This is a genomic window from Mesorhizobium sp. M0159, assembly GCF_040322295.1.
GTDB lineage: Bacteria > Pseudomonadota > Alphaproteobacteria > Rhizobiales > Rhizobiaceae > Mesorhizobium.
In genome coordinates this window covers 1-24,465 of the sequence record NZ_JAMYTF010000043.1, presented here as the reverse complement: position 1 = coordinate 24,465, position 24,465 = coordinate 1, and the positions used below count along the sequence as shown (strand labels likewise).

General features: G+C 63.1%; 23 protein-coding genes. 12 read left to right on the top strand and 11 right to left on the bottom strand.

Going from position 1 to position 24,465, the window contains the following annotated elements:
- Position 1 precedes the first annotated feature (1 nt).
- The 3 genes from NKJ32_RS28275 to NKJ32_RS28265 all read right to left on the bottom strand — a co-directional run bounded on the left by NKJ32_RS28275 (position 2) and on the right by NKJ32_RS28265 (position 3,317).
- On the bottom strand, positions 2-1,183 hold the full coding sequence (locus NKJ32_RS28275) for an MFS transporter (RefSeq protein ID WP_352450716.1): 1,182 nt from the start codon (positions 1,181-1,183) through the stop codon (positions 2-4).
- Between the two features lie 128 nt (positions 1,184-1,311).
- On the bottom strand, positions 1,312-1,521 hold the full coding sequence (locus tag NKJ32_RS28270; protein WP_023678301.1) for a DUF2061 domain-containing protein: 210 nt from the start codon (positions 1,519-1,521) through the stop codon (positions 1,312-1,314).
- Between the two features lie 131 nt (positions 1,522-1,652).
- Positions 1,653-3,317, bottom strand: a complete 1,665-nt coding sequence (locus NKJ32_RS28265; RefSeq protein ID WP_352638252.1) for a Na/Pi cotransporter family protein — start codon at positions 3,315-3,317, stop codon at positions 1,653-1,655.
- Between the two features lie 378 nt (positions 3,318-3,695).
- Between NKJ32_RS28265 and NKJ32_RS28260 the strand changes: the two genes are divergently transcribed.
- The 5 genes from NKJ32_RS28260 to NKJ32_RS28240 all read left to right on the top strand — a co-directional run bounded on the left by NKJ32_RS28260 (position 3,696) and on the right by NKJ32_RS28240 (position 9,672).
- Complete coding sequence (locus NKJ32_RS28260) at positions 3,696-4,067, top strand: RcnB family protein (RefSeq protein WP_352789187.1); 372 nt, start codon at positions 3,696-3,698, stop codon at positions 4,065-4,067.
- Between the two features lie 156 nt (positions 4,068-4,223).
- The gene (gene dnaG, locus NKJ32_RS28255) at positions 4,224-6,185 is read left to right on the top strand and encodes a DNA primase (RefSeq protein WP_352829555.1); all 1,962 of its coding nucleotides are present in this window, start codon (positions 4,224-4,226) and stop codon (positions 6,183-6,185) included.
- A 374-nt stretch (positions 6,186-6,559) separates the two neighbouring features.
- The gene (gene rpoD, locus NKJ32_RS28250; protein WP_023678297.1) at positions 6,560-8,581 is read left to right on the top strand and encodes an RNA polymerase sigma factor RpoD; all 2,022 of its coding nucleotides are present in this window, start codon (positions 6,560-6,562) and stop codon (positions 8,579-8,581) included.
- Positions 8,582-8,787: 206 nt separating this feature from the next.
- Positions 8,788-9,081, top strand: coding sequence for a GYD domain-containing protein (locus tag NKJ32_RS28245; RefSeq protein WP_023678296.1), 294 nt, complete (start codon positions 8,788-8,790; stop codon positions 9,079-9,081).
- A 210-nt stretch (positions 9,082-9,291) separates the two neighbouring features.
- Positions 9,292-9,672, top strand: a complete 381-nt coding sequence (locus tag NKJ32_RS28240; RefSeq protein ID WP_352829553.1) for a thiol-disulfide oxidoreductase DCC family protein — start codon at positions 9,292-9,294, stop codon at positions 9,670-9,672.
- Between the two features lie 62 nt (positions 9,673-9,734).
- Here the strand turns inward: NKJ32_RS28240 and NKJ32_RS28235 are convergent, their stop codons facing one another.
- On the bottom strand, positions 9,735-9,992 hold the full coding sequence (locus NKJ32_RS28235) for a DUF2798 domain-containing protein (RefSeq protein WP_352570975.1): 258 nt from the start codon (positions 9,990-9,992) through the stop codon (positions 9,735-9,737).
- A 270-nt stretch (positions 9,993-10,262) separates the two neighbouring features.
- Here NKJ32_RS28235 and NKJ32_RS28230 point away from each other — a divergent pair, with 270 nt between their 5' ends.
- Together NKJ32_RS28230 and NKJ32_RS28225 are read left to right on the top strand one after the other, a co-directional pair.
- Positions 10,263-10,943: a PadR family transcriptional regulator gene (locus NKJ32_RS28230; protein ID WP_352683770.1), complete on the top strand. Its 681-nt coding sequence runs from the start codon at positions 10,263-10,265 to the stop codon at positions 10,941-10,943.
- A gap of 113 nt (positions 10,944-11,056) precedes the next feature.
- Positions 11,057-11,347 (top strand): HlyU family transcriptional regulator, encoded by a 291-nt coding sequence (locus NKJ32_RS28225; RefSeq protein WP_023678291.1) that lies wholly within the window; start codon positions 11,057-11,059, stop codon positions 11,345-11,347.
- Positions 11,348-11,355: 8 nt separating this feature from the next.
- Here NKJ32_RS28225 and NKJ32_RS28220 read toward each other — a convergent pair whose 3' ends face one another.
- The 3 genes from NKJ32_RS28220 to NKJ32_RS28210 form a co-directional block, all read right to left on the bottom strand.
- Complete coding sequence (locus NKJ32_RS28220; RefSeq protein WP_352829551.1) at positions 11,356-13,932, bottom strand: polynucleotide kinase-phosphatase; 2,577 nt, start codon at positions 13,930-13,932, stop codon at positions 11,356-11,358.
- Entirely contained in the window at positions 13,929-15,311 is a 1,383-nt protein-coding gene (locus NKJ32_RS28215; protein WP_352829549.1) for a 3' terminal RNA ribose 2'-O-methyltransferase Hen1, read from the bottom strand. The genes NKJ32_RS28220 and NKJ32_RS28215 overlap by 4 nt, the downstream gene beginning before the upstream one ends.
- A gap of 133 nt (positions 15,312-15,444) precedes the next feature.
- Positions 15,445-16,089 carry an FMN-dependent NADH-azoreductase gene (locus NKJ32_RS28210; RefSeq protein ID WP_023678288.1) on the bottom strand — a complete coding sequence of 215 codons (645 nt, stop codon included), beginning with the start codon at positions 16,087-16,089 and terminating at the stop codon, positions 15,445-15,447.
- A gap of 110 nt (positions 16,090-16,199) precedes the next feature.
- Here NKJ32_RS28210 and NKJ32_RS28205 point away from each other — a divergent pair, with 110 nt between their 5' ends.
- On the top strand, positions 16,200-17,156 hold the full coding sequence (locus NKJ32_RS28205; protein WP_023678287.1) for a LysR family transcriptional regulator: 957 nt from the start codon (positions 16,200-16,202) through the stop codon (positions 17,154-17,156).
- Here NKJ32_RS28205 and NKJ32_RS28200 read toward each other — a convergent pair.
- On the bottom strand, positions 17,089-17,715 hold the full coding sequence (locus NKJ32_RS28200) for a TetR/AcrR family transcriptional regulator (RefSeq protein WP_352829547.1): 627 nt from the start codon (positions 17,713-17,715) through the stop codon (positions 17,089-17,091). The genes NKJ32_RS28205 and NKJ32_RS28200 overlap by 68 nt on opposite strands.
- Before the next feature lie 66 nt (positions 17,716-17,781).
- On the opposite strand from NKJ32_RS28200, the gene NKJ32_RS28195 reads away from it, so the two are divergent.
- Positions 17,782-18,207, top strand: a complete 426-nt coding sequence (locus NKJ32_RS28195; RefSeq protein ID WP_023678285.1) for a VOC family protein — start codon at positions 17,782-17,784, stop codon at positions 18,205-18,207.
- On the opposite strand, the gene NKJ32_RS28190 is transcribed toward NKJ32_RS28195, so the two are convergent.
- The gene (locus NKJ32_RS28190) at positions 18,204-19,154 is read right to left on the bottom strand and encodes a S1C family serine protease (RefSeq protein WP_023678284.1); all 951 of its coding nucleotides are present in this window, start codon (positions 19,152-19,154) and stop codon (positions 18,204-18,206) included. The genes NKJ32_RS28195 and NKJ32_RS28190 overlap by 4 nt on opposite strands.
- Positions 19,155-19,324: 170 nt before the next feature.
- Here NKJ32_RS28190 and NKJ32_RS28185 point away from each other — a divergent pair, with 170 nt between their 5' ends.
- From NKJ32_RS28185 to NKJ32_RS28175, 3 genes are all read left to right on the top strand, one after another.
- Positions 19,325-20,194, top strand: a complete 870-nt coding sequence (locus tag NKJ32_RS28185) for a S1C family serine protease (RefSeq protein ID WP_023678283.1) — start codon at positions 19,325-19,327, stop codon at positions 20,192-20,194.
- Between the two features lie 7 nt (positions 20,195-20,201).
- A complete protein-coding gene (locus NKJ32_RS28180; protein WP_352570981.1) occupies positions 20,202-20,837 on the top strand; it encodes a helix-turn-helix transcriptional regulator in 636 nt (211 codons plus the stop codon).
- Between the two features lie 114 nt (positions 20,838-20,951).
- On the top strand, positions 20,952-21,818 hold the full coding sequence (locus NKJ32_RS28175) for an SDR family oxidoreductase (RefSeq protein ID WP_352757114.1): 867 nt from the start codon (positions 20,952-20,954) through the stop codon (positions 21,816-21,818).
- 69 nt (positions 21,819-21,887) lie between these two features.
- On the opposite strand, the gene NKJ32_RS28170 is transcribed toward NKJ32_RS28175, so the two are convergent.
- Positions 21,888-22,403 (bottom strand): TIGR00645 family protein, encoded by a 516-nt coding sequence (locus NKJ32_RS28170; protein ID WP_352829545.1) that lies wholly within the window; start codon positions 22,401-22,403, stop codon positions 21,888-21,890.
- A gap of 239 nt (positions 22,404-22,642) precedes the next feature.
- On the bottom strand, positions 22,643-24,465 hold a 1,823-nt coding region (locus tag NKJ32_RS28165; RefSeq protein WP_352757113.1), incomplete at its 5' end, for an OmpA family protein.

Below are 24,465 nucleotides of genomic sequence, written 5' to 3'. Positions count from 1 at the left end.
CCTATTCGGCGGCAGCCGGCAGCGGCGGCGCAGCCCGGCTTCGCCATTCCCAGACATGCGAGGCAAGCGCAACCGCGACCGCGACCAGCATGGCGATCGCGCCAACCACCGGCAGGCTGCGATAGCCATAGCCGGCATTGAGCATCGCCGCGCCGAGCGATGCGGCGAGCGCGATGCCGACATTGAAGCCCGACGGGATGAGCGACGAGGCAAGGTTGGAGGCGTCTGCGGTCCAGGTCAGGATGCGGGTCTGGATCGGCGTGCCGATGGCAAAGTTGAGGCCGCCCCAGACGAAGATCGCTATCACCATCGGCAGCGGGTAAGGGCTGACAGCGTAGATCAAGGCGAGCATTGCCGCCTGTAGGAAAAGCATGGCGATGAGCGACGGCATCAGCTTCCAGTCGGCGAGCCGCCCGCCGACGAAGACGCCGATCGTTGCGCCGACCCCATTGAGCAAGAGCACCCAAGGTATCCATTTCTCGTCGAGGCCTGTGACCTCAAGCAGCGTCGGCGTGATGTAGGTGAACAGGCCGAACTGGCCGATCATCAGCATCAGCATAATAATGAGCGAGGTCCAGACCTGCTGGCGTGCGAGCACGCGGACCTCGCTTCCAAGGCTCGCCGACGGGCTCGACGATCCCGTCTTGCGCGGCAGCAGGGCGCCGATTGCCGTGAAGGCCACCACACCGAGCGCGCACATCACCCAGAATGTCGCACGCCATCCCCAGATGTTGCCGATTGCCGTGCCGGCCGGAACGCCGATTACGTTCGATACGGTGAGGCCGGACAGGATCAGCGCCACCGCCATGCCGCGCTGGTCTTCGCGCACGAGGCCGACGGCCACCACCATGGCAACGCCGAAATAGGCGCCATGCGCCACGGCCACCGCTATCCGCAACAGCAGCATCGAAGCGAAGTCGGGCGCCAGCGCGCAGGCGGCCTGGCCGATGGTGAAGGCTGCAGTCAGTCCAAGCAGCAGGGCCTTGCGGGAGAACCTTTTGGTGGCGAGCGCCAGCAGCGGGCCGCCGACTGCAATGCCGCCGGCATAGCCGGAAACGAGATAGCCGGCGGTCGGGATCGCGACGCCAAGGCCCTCCGCCACCTGCGGCAGCACGCCGGCGATGACGAATTCGGTGGTGCCGAAGGCGAAGGCGGCAATGAACAGGGCAATGAGGGGGAGCATGGCGGAAAGGCGATCCTCGGATAAGGTCGCCTCAAACCACGGATGAGGGCAGCGGGCAATCCAGAAATTGTCGACGCCGCTTTAGCCTTTCTTGATCGCCGGTCAGGCGCCCGCCGCGGAGGCAAGAGCTAGGCGGCTGCCTTCCTTCCATAAGGAATTTTCAGCCACGCTCGCTCGTGAAGATAGTAGAGCAGCGACTTGGTGACGACCTCGGTCAGGCCGATGGCCGCGGCGAGCTTGATGCTTCCGGTCACGACGAGCGAAATGATCATCGTGTCGATGGTGCCGGTGACGCGCCAGGAAAGCGCTTTGGCGAAGCTGCGGGAATGGGTGTCCATCGACTTTCCTTCCGGTAGATGCGGCGATCTTTAGCCGACAGACAGGAGGTGGCGCAAAGATAATTTTTGCGCATTGGCCAACAGCAATTTTCTAGGCGATGTTCTGAAGCTACCCGGCCTGTGGATGCAATCTATCCGGCCTTCAGCCGCGAACCGGTGAGCAGGCCGCGCTCTTCAAGTACGGGATAGGCCATCGAGGCGAGCAGCGAGTTGATCTGCTTGAGGTCGCGAATGGTGTCGAGATGGATCGAACTGGTCTCGACGCTCTTGGGGGTGCCGTCGCGCAGCCGCACGAAATGGCTCTGGCTGGTTTCCTTCTCGCGGTCGCGCAGCCGGTCCTTTTCCAGCACCAACTGGCGAGCGGTCTCCGGATCGCGGGATACCAGCACGTTGAAGGCAAGCCTGGCATTGGCAAGCACCAAGCCATGGAAGGCGCAAAGCTCACGCCAGCCTTCCGGCGTGAACTCCAGCCCGCGCTCGAATTTCTTCTTCACGTGGACCAGCATGTTGCGCACGATGATGTCGCCGACCTGCTCCAGCTTGACGCAGGCGCCGATCAGCTCCTGGCAACGCAGCGCCTCGTCCTCGCTCAACGGGTTCTTGGTGACCTTGGCCAGATAGAGCTTGATCGCAGCGTGCTTCCTGTCGACACGGTCGTCGAGTGCGGCCAACGCGCCGATCTTGTCGGCATCGGCGCTCTCATAGAGCTCGATGATCCGTTTCAGCATGATCTCGACCGTTTCGCAGACCCGCACCACCTCGCGGGTGGCGTTGGCCAATGCCTGGCTCGGCACGTCGAGCGCACTTTCGTTGAGCGCCGAAAGCTCGACGACGTCGAGCGCGTTGGCGGCCTGGGGCTTGGTGCCCAACGCCACGATCCTTTCCGAGGCGCGATAGACCAGGCTTGCCAGCGGTAGGCCGGCGATCAGGATCAGGATGTTGAAGACAATGTGGGCATTGACGATCTGCTCGGGCACCGTGCTGCCCAAGAAGGCGACCGGCGGCTTGAACGTCAGGAACAGGATCAGCATGATCAGCGAACCCATGCCGCGCATCAGGAGATTGCCGATCGGCACGATACGAACGCCGGGTTCTGCGTTGCGGGTTAGAAGCGGCGCAATGATCGAAGAGCCGAGATTGACACCGAGCACCAGCACGATGCCGAGTTCAGGCGGGATGAAGCCGCGGCCGGCCAGCGTCACCATCAGCAGCACCGCGGCGATCGAGGAATGGAACAGCCAGGTGACCAACGCCGCCAGAAGATAGGCGGTGACCGGATCGCCGGAGAAGTAATCGACGATGAGCGGCATCAGCGTGCTCTGGCGCAGTGGCTCCGACGCCTGGCCGATCATCTCCAGCGACAGAAGCAGCAGGCCGATGCCGACCAGGATGCGGCCGAACTGGCGCCAGTCGCGCCGCTCGGTGGCCATGAACATGACGGTGCCGGCGACCAGGCAGATCGGCACCAGCAGCGACAGATCGAAGGTGAGCAGCTTGACCACCAGTGCCGAGCCGATCTCGGCGCCGCGCACCGCAAGCTGGCCCGACATGCCGCTGACAATACCGGAGCCGGCGAATGAGCCGACCAGCAAGGTGACGGCGGTCGAGCTTTGCAGCGCGACAGCCAGGCCGCAGCCGGCCAGAACCGCCATGAACGGATTGCGCATTGTGGCGCGCAGTTTGTGGCGCAGCACATCGCCATAGGCGCGCTCGACGCCGGTCTTCACCAAACGGGTGGCAAACAGCATCAATGCGACCGCACCGGCAAGGTGCAGCAAAACGACGGAGCCACTCATGCCCGACCCCGCAACGCGACAGGTGCCAGCGACGCGGGCGCGGTGAAGTCAAAGGGGCAAAAGTGGGCGCGAATCGTGGACATTGCAGAGGTTGATATTACTCCGATTTATTTTAGCCGAATAATAAATTTTGCCCGGTTCGGACGCGTGCTGCCACGCGACGGGGCGTGTCGGAAATGGATGGCTGACAAAATGGTTGCATAGCCTGCGGGGTTGCGGAGGGTCATGCGTCCATTCTCGGACGGTCGCTTTAAAGGTAGCGCTGAATTAGTCGTTCTAAATGCAAGAAATCATTACGAAAACGTAATCTCGGTGTTCAGTTTCGGTTCATCCTTCCGGCTCTATTCCGTAGGCATCGACAACCAAGGGGTACCCGCCATGAAACGTATCGTTCTTTCCGCCATTGCCTTCTCGATGCTGGCCGCAACCACCTGGCAGGGCCAGGCTGCACCTCTGAACACACCAAACGCGCCGCAGTCGAACTACAGCCAGGTCGACTGGCAAAGGCCCGGCAGGCATGTCGACGTGAACAAGCGCGTCGTAGTGAAGAAAAAGATCGTCGTGAAGCGCAGCCATTGGCGCAACGGCCAGAGATATTCCAGCTGGAAGCGTCACCAGCCGATCCGCGACTATCGCCACTATGGCCTGCGCCGTCCGGGTCCCGGGCAGGAATGGATCCGGGTCGGCAACGACTATCTGCTGGTCAGCGTTCTCTCCGGCCTGATCTTCGGCGCCATCGCCGCGCAGTGACCGCGGAACGGCTGACCGCGCTGCGTCGGTTTAGATCGAGAAGGCGGCCCGCGGGCCGCCTTCTCTTTTTGGCCTGTGAAAACCGGGTATGATCGCCATTAGGAGTCGTCGGGCTTCGCCCGTGTGATTATATGGAGGCCAAACGAGCCGTTCCCCATGCGCTTTCCGCCTGCTTTCCTCGACGAGATCCGCGACCGCGTGCCGATTTCTTCGGTGATCGGCCAGCGCGTCGCGTGGGACAGGAAGAAGACTAACGCGCCGCGCGGCGACTATTGGGCGTGCTGTCCCTTCCATGGCGAGAAGAGCCCGTCCTTCCACTGCGAGGACAAGAAGGGCCGCTACCATTGCTTCGGCTGCTCGGTTTCGGGCGACCATTTCAAGTTCCTGACCGAACTTGACGGGATGAGCTTTCCTGAAGCGGTCGAGAAGATCGCCGACATGGCCGGCGTGCCGATGCCGGTTCGCGATGCCCAGGAGGAGCGGCGCGAAAAGGAACGCGCCAGCCTGACTGACGTCATGGAGATGGCGACGGCGTTCTTCCAGGAACGGCTGCAGGGACCGGAAGGGGCAAAGGCCCGCGCCTATCTGCGCGACCGGGGGCTGACACCGGCGACGCAGCAGTCTTTCCGCCTCGGCTATGCCCCCGACAGCCGCAATGCGCTGAAGGAGCATCTTGCCGCCAAGGGTGTCCCCAAGGCCGACATCGAGGCGTGCGGGCTGGTGCGCCATGGCGACGACGTCCCGGTTTCCTATGATTGGTTCCGCGACCGCATCATGTTCCCGATCCCGGATTCCAGGGGCAAGATCATCGCCTTCGGAGGGCGGGCACTGGCGCCGGATGCGCTGGCCAAATATATGAACTCGCCCGATACGGAGCTCTTCCACAAGGGCAACGTGCTCTACAATTTCGCCCGTGCGCGGCAAGCACTGGGAAAGGGGGCGCTGGCCAAGGGCGGCACCGTCATTGCCGTCGAAGGCTACATGGATGTGATCGCGCTGGCGCAGGCCGGCTTCGAAAACGTGGTGGCGCCGCTCGGCACCGCGTTGACTGAAAACCAGCTCGAACTTCTATGGCGCATGGCTGGCGAGCCGGTGCTGTGCTTCGACGGCGACCAAGCCGGGTTGAAGGCAGCGTGGCGCGCCGCCGACATGGCGCTGCCGGTGGTCCAGGCAGGCCGCTCCGTGCGCTTCGCCCTGCTGCCGGAGGGCAAGGATCCCGACGATCTGGTCAAGGGTGACGGGCCGGATGCGTTCCGCGCCGTGCTTTCCGAGGCGCGGCCGCTGGCCGACCTCTTGTGGATGCGCGAGACCGCCGGCGGCATCTTCGACACGCCGGAACGGCGGGCGGAGCTCGAAAAGACGCTACGCGAACTGACCAGCCGCATCCGCGACGAGAGCCTTCGCTATCACTACCAACAGGAAATGCGCGAGCGCGTGCAGAGCTTCTTCGGTGCCCAGCGCGGACGCCAGGGACGTCAGGACGGACGGCCCGGTGAGCGCTTCCCGGGCAGGGTCTCAGCACCCGGCGGACAGTTTGCACGTGGCGGCGGTGCCGGTGGGCGCACCGCGATCACCGAAAGCCTCGGCCGCTCGGCGCTGGTCAAACGCGGCGGCGAGGGCATGTCGGTGCGCGAGGCGACGATCATTGCGGCCCTCGTCAACCATCCCGTGCTGATCGACGAGAATTTCGCCCATGTCGAGTTCCTCGATCTCGCCAATTCCGATCTGAAGCGGCTGCATGCGGCCATCCTCGACGCCATGGCGCACGATATGGCCAACAACCGCGAGGCTGTAATCGCGACGATCGAGCGGGCCGGCTGCGGTGAGATCTGGCAGCGCGCGGTGGCGCTGATCAAACGTGCGCGGCAATGGCCGGCGCTGGAAACGGCAGCACTCGACGATGCTCGCGATGCGTTCAGCCAAGCTCTCCACTTGCAGCGCAGCGCGCGCACCTTACATAAGGAGCTGAAGCAGGCGGAAGCAGCGCTCGCCAGCGATCCCACGGACGAAAATTACCGGCACCTGGTCGAAATCCAGGCGCAATTTCGTGATGTGCAGGCAACGGAAGCGCTGATCGAAGGGTTTGGCGTATCGTCGGGCAGAGCTGGGCGCGTTTAGATCGAAGCCTCCAGAAGACTGAAATGTAAGGACGTGCTTGCGCGTTGAATCAAGCGTGCGGTGCTCTAAGTCGGGTAATTGATTCGCTTTTTTCATGCGAATCATGCGAGAGGCGCTTGACCTTCCGGCAGAATGGCGGAATCAGGTCGATTCGAAACGTTAACCCGCCCCGGCATCGACGGGAATGCAGCGATGTAAGGTACTGATCACTGGACAGGCAGTCAGCTTGCCACAGATATCAGGGTTAATCTGGACTTAACGAGAGATGCAGTTACTGGCCCGGTAAAGCGCGTTCTGGAAGGAGCGCATCCAATTTGACCGGACCGGCAGCTTACGCGGCTTTGATACTCAGCCGCTTGGAGAAAATAAAGACTATGGCGACAAAAGAAAAGGAAGAAGTCGAGACCGAACGCGAGGCCGCGACCGATGGCCCTCTGCTCGACCTTTCCGACGATGCTGTCAAGAAGATGATCAAGGCCGCCAAGAAGCGCGGTTATGTCACCATGGACGAGCTGAATTCGGTGCTGCCCTCGGAGGAAGTGACCTCCGAGCAGATCGAGGACACGATGGCCATGCTTTCCGACATGGGCATCAACGTGGTCGAGGACGACGAGCAGGGCGAGGAGCCCGAAGCCGCCGACACCGCCGCTGATGCCGAGGAAGACGCCAACGAGCTCGCCGAGCAGACCGGCACCGCCGTCGCCGCCACCACGACCAAGAAAGAGCCGACCGACCGAACCGACGATCCGGTCCGCATGTATCTGCGCGAGATGGGCTCGGTGGAGCTTCTGTCGCGCGAGGGCGAAATCGCGATCGCCAAGCGCATCGAGGCCGGCCGCGAGACGATGATCGCGGGCCTTTGCGAAAGCCCGCTGACTTTCCAGGCCATCATCATCTGGCGTGACGAGCTCAACGAATCGAAGATCCTGCTGCGCGAGATCATCGACCTCGAGGCGACCTATGCCGGGCCGGAGGCCAAGCAGGCGCCGGTTGTCGAGCGTATCGAGGAAGCCAAGACCGAGGAAAAGTCGCGCCGTTCGCGCGAGGACGAGGACGACATCACCAATGTCGGCGGCGACACGCGTGGCCTGGTGGACGACGACGAGGAAGACGATGACGAGGCGAGCCTGTCGCTGGCGGCCATGGAAGCGGAACTGCGCCCGCAGGTGATGGAGACGCTCGACGTCATTGCCGACACCTACAAGAAACTGCGCAAGCTGCAGGACCAGCAGGTCGAGAACCGGCTGGCCGCCGCCGGCACGCTGTCGCCCAGTCAGGACCGCCGGCTGAAGGAATTGAAGGACCAACTGATCAAGGCGGTGAAGTCGCTGTCCTTGAACACGGCGCGCATCGAGGCGCTGGTCGAGCAGCTCTACGACATCAACAAGCGCCTGGTGCAGAACGAAGGCAAGCTGTTGCGGCTGGCCGAAAGCTATGGCGTGCGCCGCGAGGAATTCCTCAAGGAATATCAGGGCTCGGAGCTCGATCCGAACTGGACCCGCTCGATCGGCAATTTGACTTCGCGCGGCTGGAAGGAATTCACCAAGAACGAGAAGGACGCCATCCGCGACCTGCGCGCCGAGATCCAGAACCTCGCCACCGAGACGGCGATTTCGATCCAGGAATTCCGCAAGATCGTCAACCAGGTGCAGAAGGGCGAGCGCGAAGCCGCGATCGCCAAGAAGGAAATGGTCGAGGCCAATCTGCGCCTCGTCATCTCCATCGCCAAGAAATACACCAATCGCGGCCTGCAGTTCCTCGACCTGATCCAGGAAGGCAATATCGGCCTGATGAAGGCGGTCGACAAATTCGAATACCGCCGCGGCTACAAGTTCTCGACCTACGCGACGTGGTGGATCCGGCAGGCGATCACCCGTTCGATCGCCGACCAGGCGCGCACCATCCGCATTCCGGTGCACATGATCGAAACGATCAACAAGATCGTGCGCACCTCGCGCCAGATGCTGCATGAGATCGGCCGTGAGCCGACGCCGGAAGAACTGGCGGAAAAACTCGCAATGCCGCTGGAAAAAGTGCGCAAGGTGCTGAAGATCGCCAAGGAGCCGATCTCGCTCGAAACGCCGGTTGGCGACGAGGAGGATTCGCATCTCGGCGATTTCATCGAGGACAAGATGGCGATCCTGCCGATCGACGCGGCGATCCAGGCCAATTTGCGCGAGACGACGACGCGCGTGCTGGCCTCGCTGACGCCGCGCGAAGAGCGCGTGCTCAGAATGCGCTTCGGCATCGGCATGAACACCGACCACACGCTTGAAGAGGTCGGCCAGCAATTCTCGGTCACCCGCGAGCGCATCCGCCAGATCGAAGCCAAGGCGCTGCGCAAGCTCAAGCACCCGAGCCGGTCGCGCAAGCTCAGAAGCTTCCTCGACAGCTGAGGCCGGGTGACGGATAAGCAGTTTCAAGGGCGCCGGTGGCGCCCTTTTCCGTTTGGGCAGAGGCGATCACGATTGAACGCGCCGCTCTTGCGTGTCGTGCCCTACGAGAGGATAATTCCGCGACGGACGCATTCTCTGGGCGACAAACCCGGATGCCCGCCCCGGCGGTTGACGCCGTGCTCCGTGGCCCCGGAGGGAGGTGTGCCATGACAACTTACATCGTGCTGATCAACTGGACGGAACAAGGCGCCAAAAACGTGCGCGAGTCGCCGAAGCGGCTCGATGCCGCCAAGAAGATGCTGGGAGACATGGGCGGATCATTCAAGGCATTTTATCTCACCATGGGGGATTGCGACATGGTGGCGGTGCTCGAAGCGCCCGACGATGCCGTCTTGGCTCGTTTCTCGTTAATGCTGGCGACGGCTGGCAACGTCAGGACTCGGACGCTCAAGGCTTTCCCGGAGGATGCCTATCGCGAGATCATCACCTCGCTCGGGTGAGCCGCTGCTCCTGAAGCGCGTCGCGCTGAACGGCCCTTGCGACGCGCTTTAAGCTCTTCTTTTTATGCATGTCGTTATCGTAAAACCGCTGCGTACCCTTTGGGCGACCTGGATCAGCGAAACCGGCCATTCCGCCGGTATCGTGTCACGTTGCGGCGCAACGGCATTTCTCGGATAATCCGTGCGTGTCCTCTGGTGCCGTTTCGAAACATGGCCAAGCCTCTGCTGACTGTCTGGTACAATACGCGCTGTCCGGTCTGCGATGCCGGTATCAGCCGGCAGAAGCGGCGACTGATCGAGGCGGTCAAGGCCGGGCGGATCGAATTTCGCGACATCAATGCCGAACCGGCGGCGCTGGCCGGATACGGCATCGGGCTGGAGGACATCCGGCGCCGGCTGTATGCGATCGACGCCGACGGCAAATTGCTGGCCAGCGCCGATGTTGCCATTGCTGTATGGCGGACGACGCCCGGCGAAGGCTGGCTCGCAACGCTGTTCGGCAATCCCGGCGCACTGCCGTTGACGCGCTATGGCTATGATCGTTTCGCCGATCTGCTCTACGCCTGGAATCGGCGCAAAGGCCGCTGGTAACGATATTATTCGCTCCGCACCGAAAGGTCCGGAGATTGTTTCCAGGCCTTTCGCGTGCCCTGCTATCGAGCCGCGGGCTCGCAAAGCCAGCCAATGATGCAGCGCACCGCCGGCAGCACCAGCAGCAGCGTCGGAAAGGCCACCAGCCAGGACAGACCCCAAGCCGTCAGCCAAGTGGCCAGCATGTCGGGCTGGAAGCCAAGGCTTTTCAGTGTCGAGATGAACGACACGATGAACGTCATCAGCAACGACAGCACCAGCGGGCCGAGCACGGCGGCATAGCGCGCAGGCAGCTTACTGCGCGGGGTGTTCATGGTCATTTGGATTTCCCTGAAGCATCCGGTTCGTCGCCTTGCATCCATTCGCCGGTATTGTCGGCGTAACTGCCCGGAACGACCGGGGTGGATGCGTTGCTTCACGTCAGACGCTTACGGAGCGGCCTTCGGCCCTCATGCACCCTCTAGCTGCCCTCGCTGGCGAAATCAATCCTGCTGGTGCCATTTTCAGATACATCGTAAGATATATCTTGACTCGACCGTGGCGGGCACTTAGGTGAGATATATCGTAAGACATAACTCAAGGAGCAGACAATGCACAAAGACAATCATTTCGGGCGTCATCGTTTTGGCGAACATGCCGAGCGTGTTTTCATGCATATGGCCGGCAAATTCGGCGGACGCGGCGGCTTCGGCCCGTTCGGGCATGGCATGAGAGGCGGCGGACGCGGCGGGCCGGGCGACATGTTCCGCGCCGGGCGCATGCTGGCCGACGGCGACCTCAAGCTGATCACGCTGTCGCTGCTGGCCGAGGCGCCGCGGCACGGCTACGACATCATCAAGGCGCTGGAGGAGCGCACCAGCGGCTTCTACAGCCCGAGCCCCGGCGTGGTCTACCCGACGCTGACCTTCCTGGAAGAGGCCGGCTACGCCGTTTCTGCGGCGGAAGGCAACAAGAAGGTGTTTTCAATCACCGAGGCTGGGCAGGCGCACCTCAACGAAAATCGCGAGATGATCGACCACGTGCTCGAACATCTCGAGCGCTTCGGCCGCAAGATGGCGAAGGCGCGCGACTGGTTCGGCTGGAACGATGACGGCGACGGTGGCCGGCGCGGCCGCGGCCGCTCGGAAAAGCGCGACGAGTTTCGCGCCGTGCGCCACCGGCTGCGCGCCGCGCTCGGCGAGATCGTCGATGCGCCTGAAGCAAAGCAGGCCGAGGCAATCAGCATATTGGAAGCTGCCGCAGAGGCCTTGGAAGCGTTGTCGCGCGACTGATCTCTGGCTGCCAAGCCAGCTGCGGCCCTTGCCCGCTCGGCCAAGGACCGGTACTGAAAATCATCCTGCACCGCGCTATGTAGTGCAGGATGATTGCCGTTGGAGGATACCCCATGTCTTTTCTGAAGCGTCTTTTCGGCGGAGGCAACGAAGCCGCCGAGCCAAAGACAGCGGCGCCGGCAAAGCAGATCGAGCACAAGGGATTTTTGATCAGCGCCACGCCCTACAAGGCGGAGGGCCAGTACCAGACCTGCGGCGTGGTTTCGAAGGAGATCGACGGCGTGATGAAGGAGCACAAATTCATCCGCGCCGACCGCTTTGCCGGGCTTGATGACGCTGTCGACATCTCGATCAAAAAGGGCATCCAGCTGGTCGACGAGCAAGGCGAGAAGATCTTCGGATAGATCGGCTACTACAGCCTTGGGTCGATTGGCTCGCTTTCCAACGCCAGCACGGCGAAGACACACTCGTGAACCCGGCGTAGCGGCTGCTTGGCGACAAATCGCGTTAGCGCTTCGTGGCCAAGCGCGAACTCTCTGAGCGCCAGGCTGCGCTTGCCGGCCAGGCCGCGTTCTCGGAGGCGGACGAGATTGTCGGGCGCGTCATATTCGGGACCATAGATGATGCGCAAATATTCCGGGCCGCGGACCTTCAGCGCCGGCTGGATGAGCCCCTTCTTGCCACGGCTGACGAAGTCGCGTGGTTTGACCACCATGCCTTCGCCGCCTACGCCAGTCAGCGCTTCCCACCAGGCGACGGCCTCGGCACACGCGCTGCCGTCGGCCAGATCAACCATACGCCATCGAGTCGGCGTGACCACGCCGCCACGGGCAGCCAGACGGTCCGCGAGCGACATGTGCCAGACATGGTCCTGGTCAAACCAAACACGTCCCTCGCTGGCCAGCAGGTGGAAAGGCGCGGCCTTAAGGTCCTCGACGCCCGAAACTGGCCATACGTAGGGCGCCCAGGCGGTGGCGTATTTGGCTGCGCGGACGGCCCGGTCTTCAAGGCGTGCGTTCAGGGCGGCTGCATCGACGCCGCGCGCCATCGCACGGGCCAGCGCCTCGCTGCTGGCCTTGAGACCGGCGGCAGAGGATGTGGCCACAGGCGCATACTGGCTTTCGATCAGACTGCCGGCTTTGGCCGACCAAGGCATTATCTCGGAGTCCAGCAGCAGCCAGTCGCTGTTCAATTCCTTCCACAGATCCGCCGCGTCGACCTCGGTGCGAAGACGGGCGAGCAGGTCCTCCGTCATGGCACTGTCATTGAAAAAGGAGCGTCCGGTGCGGGTCCAGATTGCGCCGGTTTCGTCGCCAGGGACCCCGAAGCGGCTGCGTGCCGCCTGCGCGTTCCGGCAGAGCGCGATCACTGCCCGCGAACCCATGTGCTTCTCCTCGCACACGATCTGCGCAACGCCGCGCTCGCGGAAGTAAGCGAAGGCATCCTCCGGACGTTCCAGCCAGCCGTCCTGGCTGCTGGTCTCGGACGGCGACATGGTCGGCGGCAGATAGATCAGCCATTGCGGCGAGAGCGCGAAGCGGCTCATCACCTCCAGTGCTGCCGACGCGTTCTCCTCGGCCACGACAATCCGGCCCCTCAGTCCGGTCTCGATCCAACGGCGACCGGAGACATCCTGATAATCGAGCACGCCGTCGGCGTCGGCCTGTGCCGATTTACCGGGACCGGACCCGCCCAGCGGACGTATCGGCTCCGACCAGGTCTGGATTGCCGGCACCTCGACCAGTTCGCGTTCCGGCCAGCGCAAGGCCGTCAGCTTGCCGCCGAATACGCATCCGGTGTCGATGCACAGGGTGCTGTTGACCCATTCGGCCGATAGCGTGGGCGTATGTCCATAGATAATGGCCGTCTTGCCACGATAGGCCGCGGCCCAGTCGGCACGGACGGGCAGCCCGAACTCGTCGGTCTCGCCTGTGGTCTCGCCGTACAGAGCGAACTCGCGCACAGCGCCGGAACCGCGTCCGATCATCTCTTCCTTGAGGCCGGCATGGGCGACGGCGAGGCCTCCGCCATCGAGCCAGACATGGCTGCGCAGGCCGTCGAGAAAGGCCGGCAGCGCCTCGCGCAGGCCTCGGTCCTGTGCATTTAGCTGATCGACGGTCTGCTGGAGGCCGTGAGCGACCGTGACCTTGCGGCCTTCCAGCCAGCGGCTGAGTTTGCGTTCATGGTTGCCCTGGACACAGTATGCGGTTCCAGCCGCGACCATGCTCATGGCAATGCGCAGCACGTCGGGCGAGTTGGGGCCGCGATCGACGAGGTCGCCGACAAAGACGATCTTGCGGCCCTCTGGTGGGACCACGGTGACCGTTCGGTCGCCCTGATGCTCAGACCAGACGATGCTGTAGCCCAATCGAGCGAGCAGGATATGAAGCTCATCCGAACAGCCGTGGATGTCGCCAATGATATCGAACGGGCCATGGTCGTCGCGCTTATCGGTCCACAGCGGCTGTCGCGACACCTCGGCCGCGTCGATGCTGGCCTCGCTGGTAAGCTTCCAGACTTGGCGGAAGCCCTCGCGTTGGAGGCCGCCAAGACCCTTGCGGATCTCGGTTGTCATGCGCTGGGCGACCCCGGCGCCAAACGGCCGGTCGACTCGCACCGCATTGCGTGCGACGCACACCTCGACGCCTGGATTGAGGACCACGGCGACGGGCAAAGCGTGCCACTTGCGCGCCAGCTCAATCCAGGCCTTGCGGTCGGCGGCTCGCACATTGGTGGCGTCGATGACGGCCAGCCTGCGGTGTTTAAGCCGTTTGCCGGCTATTTCGCGAACCAGATCGAAGGCATCCGCAGAGACGTCCTGGTCGGTTTCGTCGTCGGAGATCAGCGCCCGGCACTGGTCCGAGGAGATAATCTCGGTCGTCAGGAAATGCTTGGCGGCGAAAGTCGACTTGCCCGATCCGGTCGAGCCGATCAGCACGACGAGGGCGAAGTCAGGAATGGTGAGGTTGGTCTTATCGGGTTCTCTCATCGGGTGAACACCGCCATCTGTGTGGGGGCGCCGAGGGTCGGGTCCTCGGCTCCGATACCGCTGAAGGTGGCTGCATAGCCATAGATCTCGCCGATTTTGGCCGCCCAGGCTTGGAACTGAGCCCGGCTCCATTCGAAACGGTGATCGGGATGGCGAAATGCGCCAGGGACCAATCTTGGAAACAGAGCGTTGTAGTCCGCATTCGGAGTGGTCACGATGACGGATTTGGGCGCCGTCTCACCGAAAACGATGCGTTCGACCAGGGGCAGCCTGTCCTCGTCGAGATGCTCGATGACCTCGACCAGAACGGCGACGTCGGCTGCGGCCCAACGGCTGTCCCGGTAGGTCAGCGATCCATGCAGCAGCGTGACCCGGCCTTCGGGCGGCCCGCCTAATTCGTTCAGCTTGAGACGCTTTGCGGCCCATTCCAGTTCGCGTACCGCCGGATCCAGCCCGAACAGCTTATGAACCCATCGCTCGCGCACGAGCCGACCGAGCAGCTTGCCTTCGCCGCATCCTAAATCTGCAATCGAGGTTGACCCCGTCGCCTGAATGGCCTGGACTACAGCTTCCATGCGCAGATCGTTGAGCCGGATCGGCGTCTCCAGCGCTTCCTCGGGCGTAACGCGCAGCTCGGCAGGTTGTGCCTCGCCAGCCGTCTCGGGAGCCAGCCGCTCCAGGGCGATGCGGGCCAAAGCCCGGCGATTGCCAAGGTAGCGGCGCACGATAAGGTCTTTGGCCGGATGGTTTTCCAGCCAGCCCTCTCCCTTGGACAGCAGCTTGTCGATCTCTGCTTCGCCGACCCAGTAATGCTTGGCATCGTCCATCACCGGGATCAGCACATAGAGGTGATTCAACAAGGCGCGGAGCCGACCCGTGCCGGTCAGCTTCAGATGGCCGTATTGGGGCTCGCCTGCAGCACCCCCGATTCCTTCGATTGGCGTCAGATCGACTGTCCAGCCCAAGGGTTCGAACAAACTTCGAACCAGAACCTCACCGCCGCGCATTGGCAGTGGCGTAACCACGGCTTCCAGCGGCAGTTCGCTGTCGGCCAGTTCCTGGCGCTCCTTCGATATACCGGTCATCGCCGTCCGCAACATTTTGTTCAGCGCCACCGACAGGAAGGATGATGCTGCGTAAGGCCGGTCGTTCACATATTGGTCGAGCAGGCCTTCTGCCTGGCCCTTGCCCCGCACCAGTCCCACAGGATCGACATCGAGCAGGAGTGCAGCCTCGCAACGCTCTTCGGTTGCCTCGGGATAGAACAGCCACGCCTTGCCGAAAGACAGGTCGGTCTCGTGCAGGCGATCCGGATGCTTGTGCAGCAAGAAACCGAGATCGGTGGCCGGACGGTGCGTTGTGGCAACGGAAAGGAACATCCGCGACCGATAGCGCAGACAAGCGGAATAACCAATGGCGGTTGTGTGGCCCACCACAATAGGTTGTCGCCAACGATAACAAGGGCAGGCGCCGGGCGCCTGCCCTTGTACAATTCAGACGATGCTGACGCTTTTACGCCGCGGTGGCGACGCGCTCGGCATTACCGGTCGCGGCTACAATGGCGTCGACCTTGGTCGAGGCCTTGGCCAGCGCTGCTGCCACCGCATCGGCGCCCATGCCGACCCCTTCGATGCGGATGACCTCGACATCGGTCATGCCGAGGAAGCCAAGCACGCTGCGCAGGTAGGGAATGGCGTGATCGAACTGCACGGCCGCACCTTCGGAATAGATGCCGCCCGAAGCCAGTACGATGTAGACCTTCTTGCCGGTGACGAGCCCCTTGGGGCCGTTCTCGCCATAGGCAAAGCTCTTGCCGGAACGGGCAATGTGATCGACCCAGGACTTCAGCGTCGAGGAGATGTTGAAGTTGATGAAGCCGGTGGCGAGAATCACCGTATCGGCCGCGAATAGTTCATCCAGCACGACATCGGAGACGCCAACGACTTCAGCCTGGCGTGAGGTGCGCGCTTCGGCCGGCGTGTAGATGCCGGTCGCATAATCGGCATCGATGTGCGGCAACGGATTGGCGACGAGGTCGCGCACGACAAGCGTGTTCGACGGATCGGCGGCAACAAGCTTTTCAGCGAATTCAGTAGCAATTCGGGTCGAGTGCGAGGCAGCGCCGCGCGGGCTCGATGTGACAAGAAGGATGGACATAATGGGGTCTCCAGGGTTGGATTAAAATCTCCTGGCAAATATGTGTGCGCAGACCCATTTGAAAAACTGGTGTATTTTGTATATTATCCATCTAAAATGTGGATTGAACGATGCAACCGAACCCGACGCTTGACCAACTGCAGATCCTGGTTGCGGTGGCCGAGACCGGCAGCTTCTCGGCCGCCGGGCGCAAATTGAATCGCGCGCAATCGGTGATCAGCTACGCCATCGCCAACCTCGAAGCGCAGCTCGGGCTGAAGCTGTTCGAGCGCGAGGGCACGCGTGAACCGCAACTGACCGATGTCGGCAAGGCGACGCTGGAAGATGCGCGGCGCATGGTCGGCGTGCTGCAACGCATCCGCTCGCGTGTCGACGGATACCGGCAGGGATTGGAGGCGGAAGTTACGCTGTCGGTCGACGTGACGCTACCGTCGCCGGTTCTGGTTCGGGTGCTAAAGGCATTCGAGGCGCAGTTCCCGGCCGTGACGCTGCGTCTCCATATCGGCTCGCTTGGCCTTATCCTCGATCATGTTGTCGGCGGACAGGCCGATCTCGGCATCGGGGGGCTTCTGGGTGAGACGGACGTGAATCTGCTTCGCATCGGCTTCTTCTCCCTGGTGCCAGCCGCAGCGCCTGATCACCCCCTGGCGCTGCTGCCGAGACCAGTGGCGCTAGAGGATGTCCGCGAACACATCCAACTGGTCGTCTCGGACCAGTCCGAGCGTACGCGCGGGCGTGACTATGGCGTCTTCGCCTACCGCACCTGGCGGCTGACGGATGTGCGCACCAAGCACGTGCTGATGCGCGAGGGGCTGGGCTGGGGCGGGCTGCCGCGATGGCTGATTGCCGATGATCTGGCGACCGGCCGGCTCGTCGAACTCGATCTCGAGCCTTACAGCGAAGTCCGCTCGCCGCTCTATGCCATGCACCGCGCCGATCGCAGCCCGAAACCGGCGGCCGCCTGGCTGATCGACCAGTTCAAGCGCCAGCTAGGCTGTTTCAACGAGTTCGAACCGGGTGAGATACCTGAGGAGCAGCCGGAGACAGGCCGTCGATCAGCGCCATGAGAACGGCGCGATAGTCCTCGATCGATGCTCCAGTTTCGATGGCGAGCGCTGCGCGGTCGAAGGCGGCTGCGAGCAAAGCGGTCAGTGCTTCCACAGGCAGTCTCGTCATGGAGTGCGAGCGCATCGCGGCAACAAGGCCTTCGCGCAGCGAACGGTTGCCATGGCGATTGTCGATCGCATCCATGGCGGCGCGGCCCAGCACGGCCGGGCCATCAAGCAGCAAGAGCCGCGTACGGCCGGGCGCACGCATGGCAGCCAGATAGGCATCCGAGCCGGCAATCAGCGCATCGCGGGCAAATAGCGAAGGCGGCGACGCGCGTTCGATCTCTTCCGAGACGGCTTGCGCCTCCTGTTCGACCACAGCGGCAAACAACGCCTGCTTGTCGGCAAAGTGATGATAGAGCGCGCCGCGCGTGACGCCGGCAGCGGCGGCGATCTCGGGTGTGCCGGTCTCGGCATAGGACTTTTGGGTGAACAGTTTGCGAGCCGCGGCGATGAGCTCGGCGCGTGTCGCGGCGGTGCGATCACGGTTGGAGCGACGAGCGGATCCTTGTTGCATACATGCAGCCTGTATGTTAATTCCATTTACCTGCAGACTGTATGTTATTTGCCGGGAGAAGGAAAGATGAGGACGACGAGCTATTATCCGGTGCTGATGACGAGCGACGTTGCCGGCACGGCAGCCTTTTATGTTGCGCATTTCGGCTTCAAGCCGCTGTTTGAGGCCGACTGGTACGTGCATCTGCGCTCGGCCGAAGACCGTCGCGTCAACCTCGGCATCGTCCAGGGCGATCATGAGACGATCCCGGAGGAAGGGCGGGGCCGCACATCTGGCCTGCTGATCAATTTCGAGGTCAGGGATCCGGATGCCATCTATAAGCGGATCACCGCCGCTGGCCTGCCGATCCTGCGGACGCTACGCGACGAACCCTTCGGCCAGCGCCATTTCATCACCAGGGATCCCAATGGCGTGCTGATCGACGTGATCAGGCCGATCCCGCCGAGCCCAGAATTTATGGCGCAATATGCGCAGGGTGCTGCGGCGCGCTAACTCGCCCGCGCCAACGGCATCACGGTGACCTGAGTAATGCCGGAGCGGCGCACCACCGTGCACAGTGTCTCGCGGCCGATTCGCTCGGCGTCGAGCATGCGCACCAGATCGTCGACGCCGGTGACCGGACGGCCGTCGATGGCGGCAATAATGTCGCCTTCCCTGAGGCCGGCTTTGGCCGCCGGGCTGTTCTTTTCGACGGTGCGCAGGCGCACCGCCGTGCTGCTCGATACTTGCGACAAAAGGGCTGCGCGGCGCGGCAGGTTGGTGGTGTCGGCGGAAACGCCGATGAAGGCACGGCGCACACGGCCGAAGCGGATGATTTCCGAGATGACGAAATTGGCGGTGTTGGAGGCAACCGCGAAGGCGATGCCTTGCGCACCGTGGATCATCGCGGTGTTAACGCCGATCACCTCGCCAGCCGAGGACACCAGCGGTCCGCCGGAATTGCCGGGGTTGAGCGCGGCGTCGGTCTGGATGACGTCGTCGATCAGCCGGCCGGTGGAGGCACGCATCGAGCGGCCGAGTGCCGAGACGACGCCAGTGGTGACGGTCCATTCGAAGCCGAGCGGATTGCCGATGGCAATAGCAATCTGGCCGCGCCTCAATCGCTTGGAATCGCCAAGCGGCGCGACGTCGGCAAAGTTGCCGTCGGCGCGCACCAGCGCAATGTCGGTGTCGGGATCGCGGCCGAGCACGCGGCCTTCCCTGGAGGCGCCATCCGGCATTGATACGCGCACGCTGCGCGCATCGCCGACGACGTGGAAGTTGGTGACGACCAGCCCGTCCTGCGCGATGACGAAGCCGGAGCCATGGCCGCCCGGGCCACCGATGCGCTCGATGCGGCAGACGGCGGGCCCGATGCGGTCGACGGCATCGGCGACCGTCGCCGAATAGGCATCGAGAAGGGCATCGTCATATTGCAATTGCTGGGCGGGCAGGGCCATCCGAGGGCTCCGTTTGGAACAAGATGAACAATGCCTATATGTGCGGAGCGGCCGGACCGGCCGCGACCTGACCAGATGGCCAGTCACATGCCCAAACTAGCCGTCAGGCGAGTATCCGCCAACGTCCTGCCGGGCGATATCTGGGTCACGAAGAACCCAGGAGACAGATCATGAGCGATTTCAATCTGAGCACGTTTTCCGACGCCATTGCCGACATCGCGGCAGCCGCGGCACCAGCGACGGCCAGCTTCGCGACCCACCACCGGACGTCAACTGCTTTCCACTGGCGGGACGGCTATTTCGTCACTGCCGAGGAGGCGGTCGAGGCCGGCGAGGAGATCGAGCTGACGTTTTCTTCGGGCGAAGCCGTCAAGGCGGAACTGGTCGGCCGCGACCCGTCCACCGGCACGGCCGTTTTGAAACCGGCCGGCGCGCCGGGCGCCCCGTCACTGGTAAAGGCGGATGCGGTGCGGCCGGGCAACCTGGCGGTCGTGGCGGGCAATAGCGACGGCACCTCGCTCGCTACCTTCGGCACGGTCGGCGAGGTCGGCCCGGCCTGGCGTTCAATGCGCGGCGGCACGATCGACCGGCGCATCAACCTTGCCGTCAATGCCGGCGGCCGTTTCGAGGGTGGCCCTGTGCTCGACGCCAAGGGTGGACTGATCGGCATGCTGCTGTTCGGGCCACGCCGGCGGGCGCTGGTCATGCCTTACGAAACGATCGAGCGGGCAGTCACGACGCTGCGCGAGAAGGGTCATGTGGCGCGCGGCTATCTTGGCGCCGGCCTGCATCCGGTCCGCAATGGTGATACCCAGGGCGCCATGGTGATGAGCCTCGACGATAACGGGCCGGCGAAATCAGCCGGTCTCAGTCTCGGCGACATCATCGTGTCGTGGAACGCAGAGACGGTGCATGGCCCGCGCGAGCTGATCCGCAAGCTCGGGCCGGACAGCGCCGGTGCCTTGGTGACACTCGGCGTGGTGCGCGGCGGCGAGAACCGTGAGGTTTCCCTGACCATCGGTGAAAAGCCACTGAGCTGAGGGATAGATGGTAAGCGGTGAGGTCGCTGGCAGACGGCTGACGGTGCTGATCGCGCTCGGTGACGTCGAGCGCGCGCGAAGTCTGTCCGCCGTTCTCGCCGCGACCGATGATCTGCGGCCGGTTCTGGCCGGCGAAGTCGACGGGCGTGAGGCGGCGGATGTCGCCATCGTCGATGATCATGGGCTACAAGGCGGGCTCGTCGACGCGGCTATGCCTCGCGTGCTGCTATCGTCGCGAGCGGCCCGCGAACGGCCGGCCGATACAGTGTTTGCCGTGCTGCCGGTGCAAGCAGACGAGTTGCTGATCGCCGCCGCCGCGCGGCTCGCGGCTGCGGGCTACCGGATTTCGCGCGACAGCCATGCTCTATCCGATCGGCATCACGATTTGATCTTCCATGACAGCGACCGGTTCGAAGAGGAACTGACCGACGAGCAGATCGTCCGGCCGACGCTTTCGCCGCGCGAGAGCGAAGTGCTGGCGCTGCTGGCCGAGGGCGCCCCCAACAAGGTCATCGCGCGGCGGCTGAACATCTCCGTGCATACGGCGAAGTTCCATGTCGCAGCGATCCTGACGAAGCTCGGTGCCGCCAACCGCACCGATGCGATTGCCATCGCCATGCGGCAGGGCCTGGTGCTGGTCTAGCTCAGATTGTCTCAAGGCCGACGCAGCGTAACCCGCATGCGGTGTGTTGGGCCTTGCGCGGCGGTTCTCAGCCGCGCAAGGATCGTGTCTTTCATGTTGCAGGAAGGCGCAAGGATGTCGCTCAAGGGAAAGACGCTTTTCATCTCCGGCGGGTCGCGCGGCATCGGGCTGGCGATTGCGCTGCGCGCCGCGCGCGATGGCGCCAATGTGACGATCGCGGCCAAGACCGCCGAGCCGCATCCGAAGCTGCCCGGGACGATCTACACAGCGGCGCACGAGATCGAGCAGGCCGGCGGCAAGGCGCTGCCGGTGCTGTGCGACATTCGGGATGAAGAACAGGTCGCCGAAGCGGTCGCCAAGACCGTGGAGAGGTTCGGCGGCATCGATATCTGCGTCAACAACGCCAGTGCCATCCAACTCACCGGCACGCTGGAGACTGATATGAAGCGCTACGATCTGATGCACCAGATAAACGCGCGCGGCACTTTTCTCGTCTCCAAAATGTGCATTCCGCACTTGAGGTTGGCGGAAAATCCTCACATCTTGAATCTGGCGCCGCCGCTCGACATGAAGGCCAAGTGGTTCAAGAACCATGTCGCCTACACGATGGCGAAGTTCGGCATGTCGATGTGCACGCTGGGCATGAGCGCCGAGTTCGCCAGGGATGGCATTGCGGTCAATTCGCTATGGCCGATCTCGACCATCGACACCGCGGCGGTGCGTAACCTCCTGGGCGGGGCGACGGTGGCGGCGATGAGCCGTTCGCCCGACATCATGGCCGATGCGGCATACGCCATCCTGGTCAGGCCGTCGCGTGAAGCGACCGGCAATTTCTACATTGACGAAGAAGTGCTGCGCGCTGAGGGCGTCAGCGATTTCTCGGCCTATGCGCCGGGTGCGACAGGCCCGCTCGCCGGCGACTTTTTTGTGCCGGACGAGGTGTTCGGCCGGACGGATACCAAAATCAAAGGTATCTACTGACGGAAAGTATCTAGCTGACAGGCATATCTCTTAAAGACCGGTCTCTTAAAGACCGGCACAGACGCGTGCTCAGTCCTCGGCTTTCTTGGCTTTGCCAAGACCCATCAGCCGGTCGATATAGGCAAGCATCAGTGCCGACAGAACGAAGGCCAGATGAATGATGGTCAGCCACATCAGCTGGTCGGTCGTGTAGGAGACCGAGTTCAGGAACACCTGCAAGAGGTGGATCGAGGAGATCGCTACGATTGTCGAGGCGACCTTGACCTTCAGCGAGCCGACATCGATCGTGCCCAGCCAATGCACCTTGCCGTCATTTTCATCGAAGCGGCTGACGAAGTTTTCGTAACCCGAGATGATCACCATCACCACCAGTGAGGCGACCAGCGCGGCATCGATGAGGCCGAGTATTTTCAGGATGGTGTCGGTGTCATCGAGCGTGAAGGCGACGGAGACGAACTCGAACAGCTTCTTGCCGAAGGACACGGCATAGATGGCAAGTGCCGCACCCAGTCCGAGATAGAAGGCGGCCAGCAGCCAGCGCGAGGCGAGAATGATCGATTCGATGGCGAGTTCGAGGCGCTTCATGCGGCGATTCGGGCTCCGTTGTCGGAGTGCCGTATTTCGGGCAGGCTGCGGCGGTTTGCAAGGTTGCAAAAAAACGAAACCCCGCCGGGGAGGGGAACCGGCGGGGCTCGTGTGTCCCGCTGGAGTCGGGACAGGGCAGGGAACGCCCTTTCCAGAATCTGGGATGGGTAACCGCGCGTTTCAAGATTGATGACCGCGCGATTCAATGGTTGATCAAATCGCGCGGTTCACATTGCGGTTTATTGGGCGCTGGCCACCGGCGCTACCAGGGGGGTAATCCGGCGGATGGCGACGCGGCGGTTCTCGCGGTTGGGTCCCGACGTGTTGACCTTGAGATACTCCTCGCCATAGCCCTGCGTCGTCAGGTTCTCCGGCGGGATGCCAAAGGCGTTGGTCAAGGCTTCGGCGACCGCCTCGGCGCGGCGGTCGGACAGAGCAAGGTTCGCTTCCGGTGTGCCGACAGCGTCGGTATGGCCCTCGATCAGGAAGCTCTCGGCCGGGTTTTTCTTCAGCAGCTTGTCCATGGCGTTGGCAACACCCTCCAGCTTCTGGACCTCGGTGTCGGAAATCGAGGCCGAACCGAATTCGAAGTTGAGCGTGTCGAGGTCGATGCGGCGGGCGATGTCGCGCACGCGGGCCGAGCGCTTGACCTCGTCGATCGAATAGAGGCGCTGGACCCTCTCGACCGGCGGCCGTTCGAGGAAGGTGTAGTAGTCGTCCGGATCCTCGACCTCTTCGGAATCCAGAATGTATTCCTCTTGCGGGATGGTAAGGCGCATCGGCGGCAGGTCGTCGCCCGGGTCGCGCCAGTCTGCATCATCGTCATAGTGCCGCTCGTCGACATAGCTCAGCACATATTCGCGGCCGTCGGGCGCGATGCGTGAACGCTGGATGACGTCGCCGTAGCGGTTGCGGATGGTGACGATCCGGACACCATTGTCACGCTCGACGATTTCCCGGGTGCGATCGCCCGACAGGTCCTCATAATAGACATTCCTGGCGCCGCGGTGCATGCGCGGTGCATCGCTGCTTTCGACGAACGTCTGGTTGTTGAACTGGAGGATGACGCGGTCGCCGAATTCCCTGACAACGTTGGCACCCTGGGGGCGCGGACGACGACGAACATCCTCGATGTCCGGCGCACGCTCGACGCGCTTGCCTTTTTCCTCGGTCACCGGAACGATCTTTTCAGGCTTGATCTCCCGCTGGGCTGCCCGGTCGTCGGTGGGCGGCGGCCCCTGATCGACCGGAGCCGGCTTCGGGGCTTCCACCTGGTTCTCGCCCTGCTGGGCGGGCTGGTTGCCCTGCTGCTTACCGGCATTTTGGCCGCGCTCCTTGCCACCCTTGCGCTTGCGCAAGACATCCTTCTGGCTGTCCAGAACAGGTGCCTCGTTCGGATTGGCCTGGGCTTCACCCTGGACCGGATTTTCACCCTGGACCGGCGCGGCCTGGCCAGTCGAAGGCTGTTCGCCGGTCGAGGGCTGTTGCTCTCCTGTCACCGGCTGTTCGCCGACAGGCCTCTTGCCACGTTTCTTGATCTTGTCCTGGGGCTGTTCGCCCTGGACGGGAGCGGCCTGCTGCTCGGTCGGAGCCGGTTGGGCCTGTGGGGTCGCTTCCTTATTGGTCGGCGCCGGCTGGCCTTCCGCCTCCGTGGCGGGTCCGGTCAATTCAGCAGGCTTCTTGCGCTTGCCCGGCTTTTGTCCGGGCTCGACACTCGGAGCCTGTTCTGCCGGGGCAGCCTCGATCTGCTGGTTCTGTTTTTGCTTCTTCTTGCGCGGATTGACGTTGGGCTGGTTGTCGTTTGCCGGCGCTGCCTGCTCGGCCGGTTGTTCCGATGGGGCCGCTTCGATCTGCTGCTGATTGCGCCGCTTCTTGCGGGGCTGTTTGGTCTCGGCCGGAGCGATCTGCTCGGTGGGAGCAGATTCCGTTTGCTGCTGTTGGTTGCGCCGCTTCTTGCGGGGTTGCTCGGTCTCGGCCGGAGCGATCTGCTCGGCCGGAGCGGATTCTGTTTGCTGCTGCTGATTGCGCCGCTTCTTGCGGGGTTGCTCGGACTCGGCTGGAG

Bases quoted from the DNA above. Each gene is read 5' to 3' on its own strand.
- NKJ32_RS28240 (WP_352829553.1), top strand. From the start codon at position 9,292: ATGGCCAAGCCTCTGCTGACTGTCTGGTACAATACGCGCTGTCCGGTC.
- rpoD (WP_023678297.1), top strand. From the start codon at position 6,560: ATGGCGACAAAAGAAAAGGAAGAAGTCGAGACCGAACGCGAGGCCGCG.
- NKJ32_RS28220 (WP_352829551.1), bottom strand. From the start codon at position 13,932: ATGAGAGAACCCGATAAGACCAACCTCACCATTCCTGACTTCGCCCTC.
- NKJ32_RS28215 (WP_352829549.1), bottom strand. From the start codon at position 15,311: ATGTTCCTTTCCGTTGCCACAACGCACCGTCCGGCCACCGATCTCGGT.
- NKJ32_RS28210 (WP_023678288.1), bottom strand. From the start codon at position 16,089: ATGTCCATCCTTCTTGTCACATCGAGCCCGCGCGGCGCTGCCTCGCAC.
- NKJ32_RS28205 (WP_023678287.1), top strand. From the start codon at position 16,200: ATGCAACCGAACCCGACGCTTGACCAACTGCAGATCCTGGTTGCGGTG.
- NKJ32_RS28195 (WP_023678285.1), top strand. From the start codon at position 17,782: ATGAGGACGACGAGCTATTATCCGGTGCTGATGACGAGCGACGTTGCC.
- NKJ32_RS28275 (WP_352450716.1), bottom strand. From the start codon at position 1,183: ATGCTCCCCCTCATTGCCCTGTTCATTGCCGCCTTCGCCTTCGGCACC.
- dnaG (WP_352829555.1), top strand. From the start codon at position 4,224: ATGCGCTTTCCGCCTGCTTTCCTCGACGAGATCCGCGACCGCGTGCCG.
- NKJ32_RS28185 (WP_023678283.1), top strand. From the start codon at position 19,325: ATGAGCGATTTCAATCTGAGCACGTTTTCCGACGCCATTGCCGACATC.
- NKJ32_RS28265 (WP_352638252.1), bottom strand. From the start codon at position 3,317: ATGAGTGGCTCCGTCGTTTTGCTGCACCTTGCCGGTGCGGTCGCATTG.
- NKJ32_RS28270 (WP_023678301.1), bottom strand. From the start codon at position 1,521: ATGGACACCCATTCCCGCAGCTTCGCCAAAGCGCTTTCCTGGCGCGTC.
- NKJ32_RS28225 (WP_023678291.1), top strand. From the start codon at position 11,057: ATGTCTTTTCTGAAGCGTCTTTTCGGCGGAGGCAACGAAGCCGCCGAG.
- NKJ32_RS28245 (WP_023678296.1), top strand. From the start codon at position 8,788: ATGACAACTTACATCGTGCTGATCAACTGGACGGAACAAGGCGCCAAA.
- NKJ32_RS28190 (WP_023678284.1), bottom strand. From the start codon at position 19,154: ATGGCCCTGCCCGCCCAGCAATTGCAATATGACGATGCCCTTCTCGAT.
- NKJ32_RS28235 (WP_352570975.1), bottom strand. From the start codon at position 9,992: ATGACCATGAACACCCCGCGCAGTAAGCTGCCTGCGCGCTATGCCGCC.
- NKJ32_RS28260 (WP_352789187.1), top strand. From the start codon at position 3,696: ATGAAACGTATCGTTCTTTCCGCCATTGCCTTCTCGATGCTGGCCGCA.
- NKJ32_RS28230 (WP_352683770.1), top strand. From the start codon at position 10,263: ATGCACAAAGACAATCATTTCGGGCGTCATCGTTTTGGCGAACATGCC.
- NKJ32_RS28175 (WP_352757114.1), top strand. From the start codon at position 20,952: ATGTCGCTCAAGGGAAAGACGCTTTTCATCTCCGGCGGGTCGCGCGGC.
- NKJ32_RS28170 (WP_352829545.1), bottom strand. From the start codon at position 22,403: ATGAAGCGCCTCGAACTCGCCATCGAATCGATCATTCTCGCCTCGCGC.
- NKJ32_RS28200 (WP_352829547.1), bottom strand. From the start codon at position 17,715: ATGCAACAAGGATCCGCTCGTCGCTCCAACCGTGATCGCACCGCCGCG.
- NKJ32_RS28180 (WP_352570981.1), top strand. From the start codon at position 20,202: ATGGTAAGCGGTGAGGTCGCTGGCAGACGGCTGACGGTGCTGATCGCG.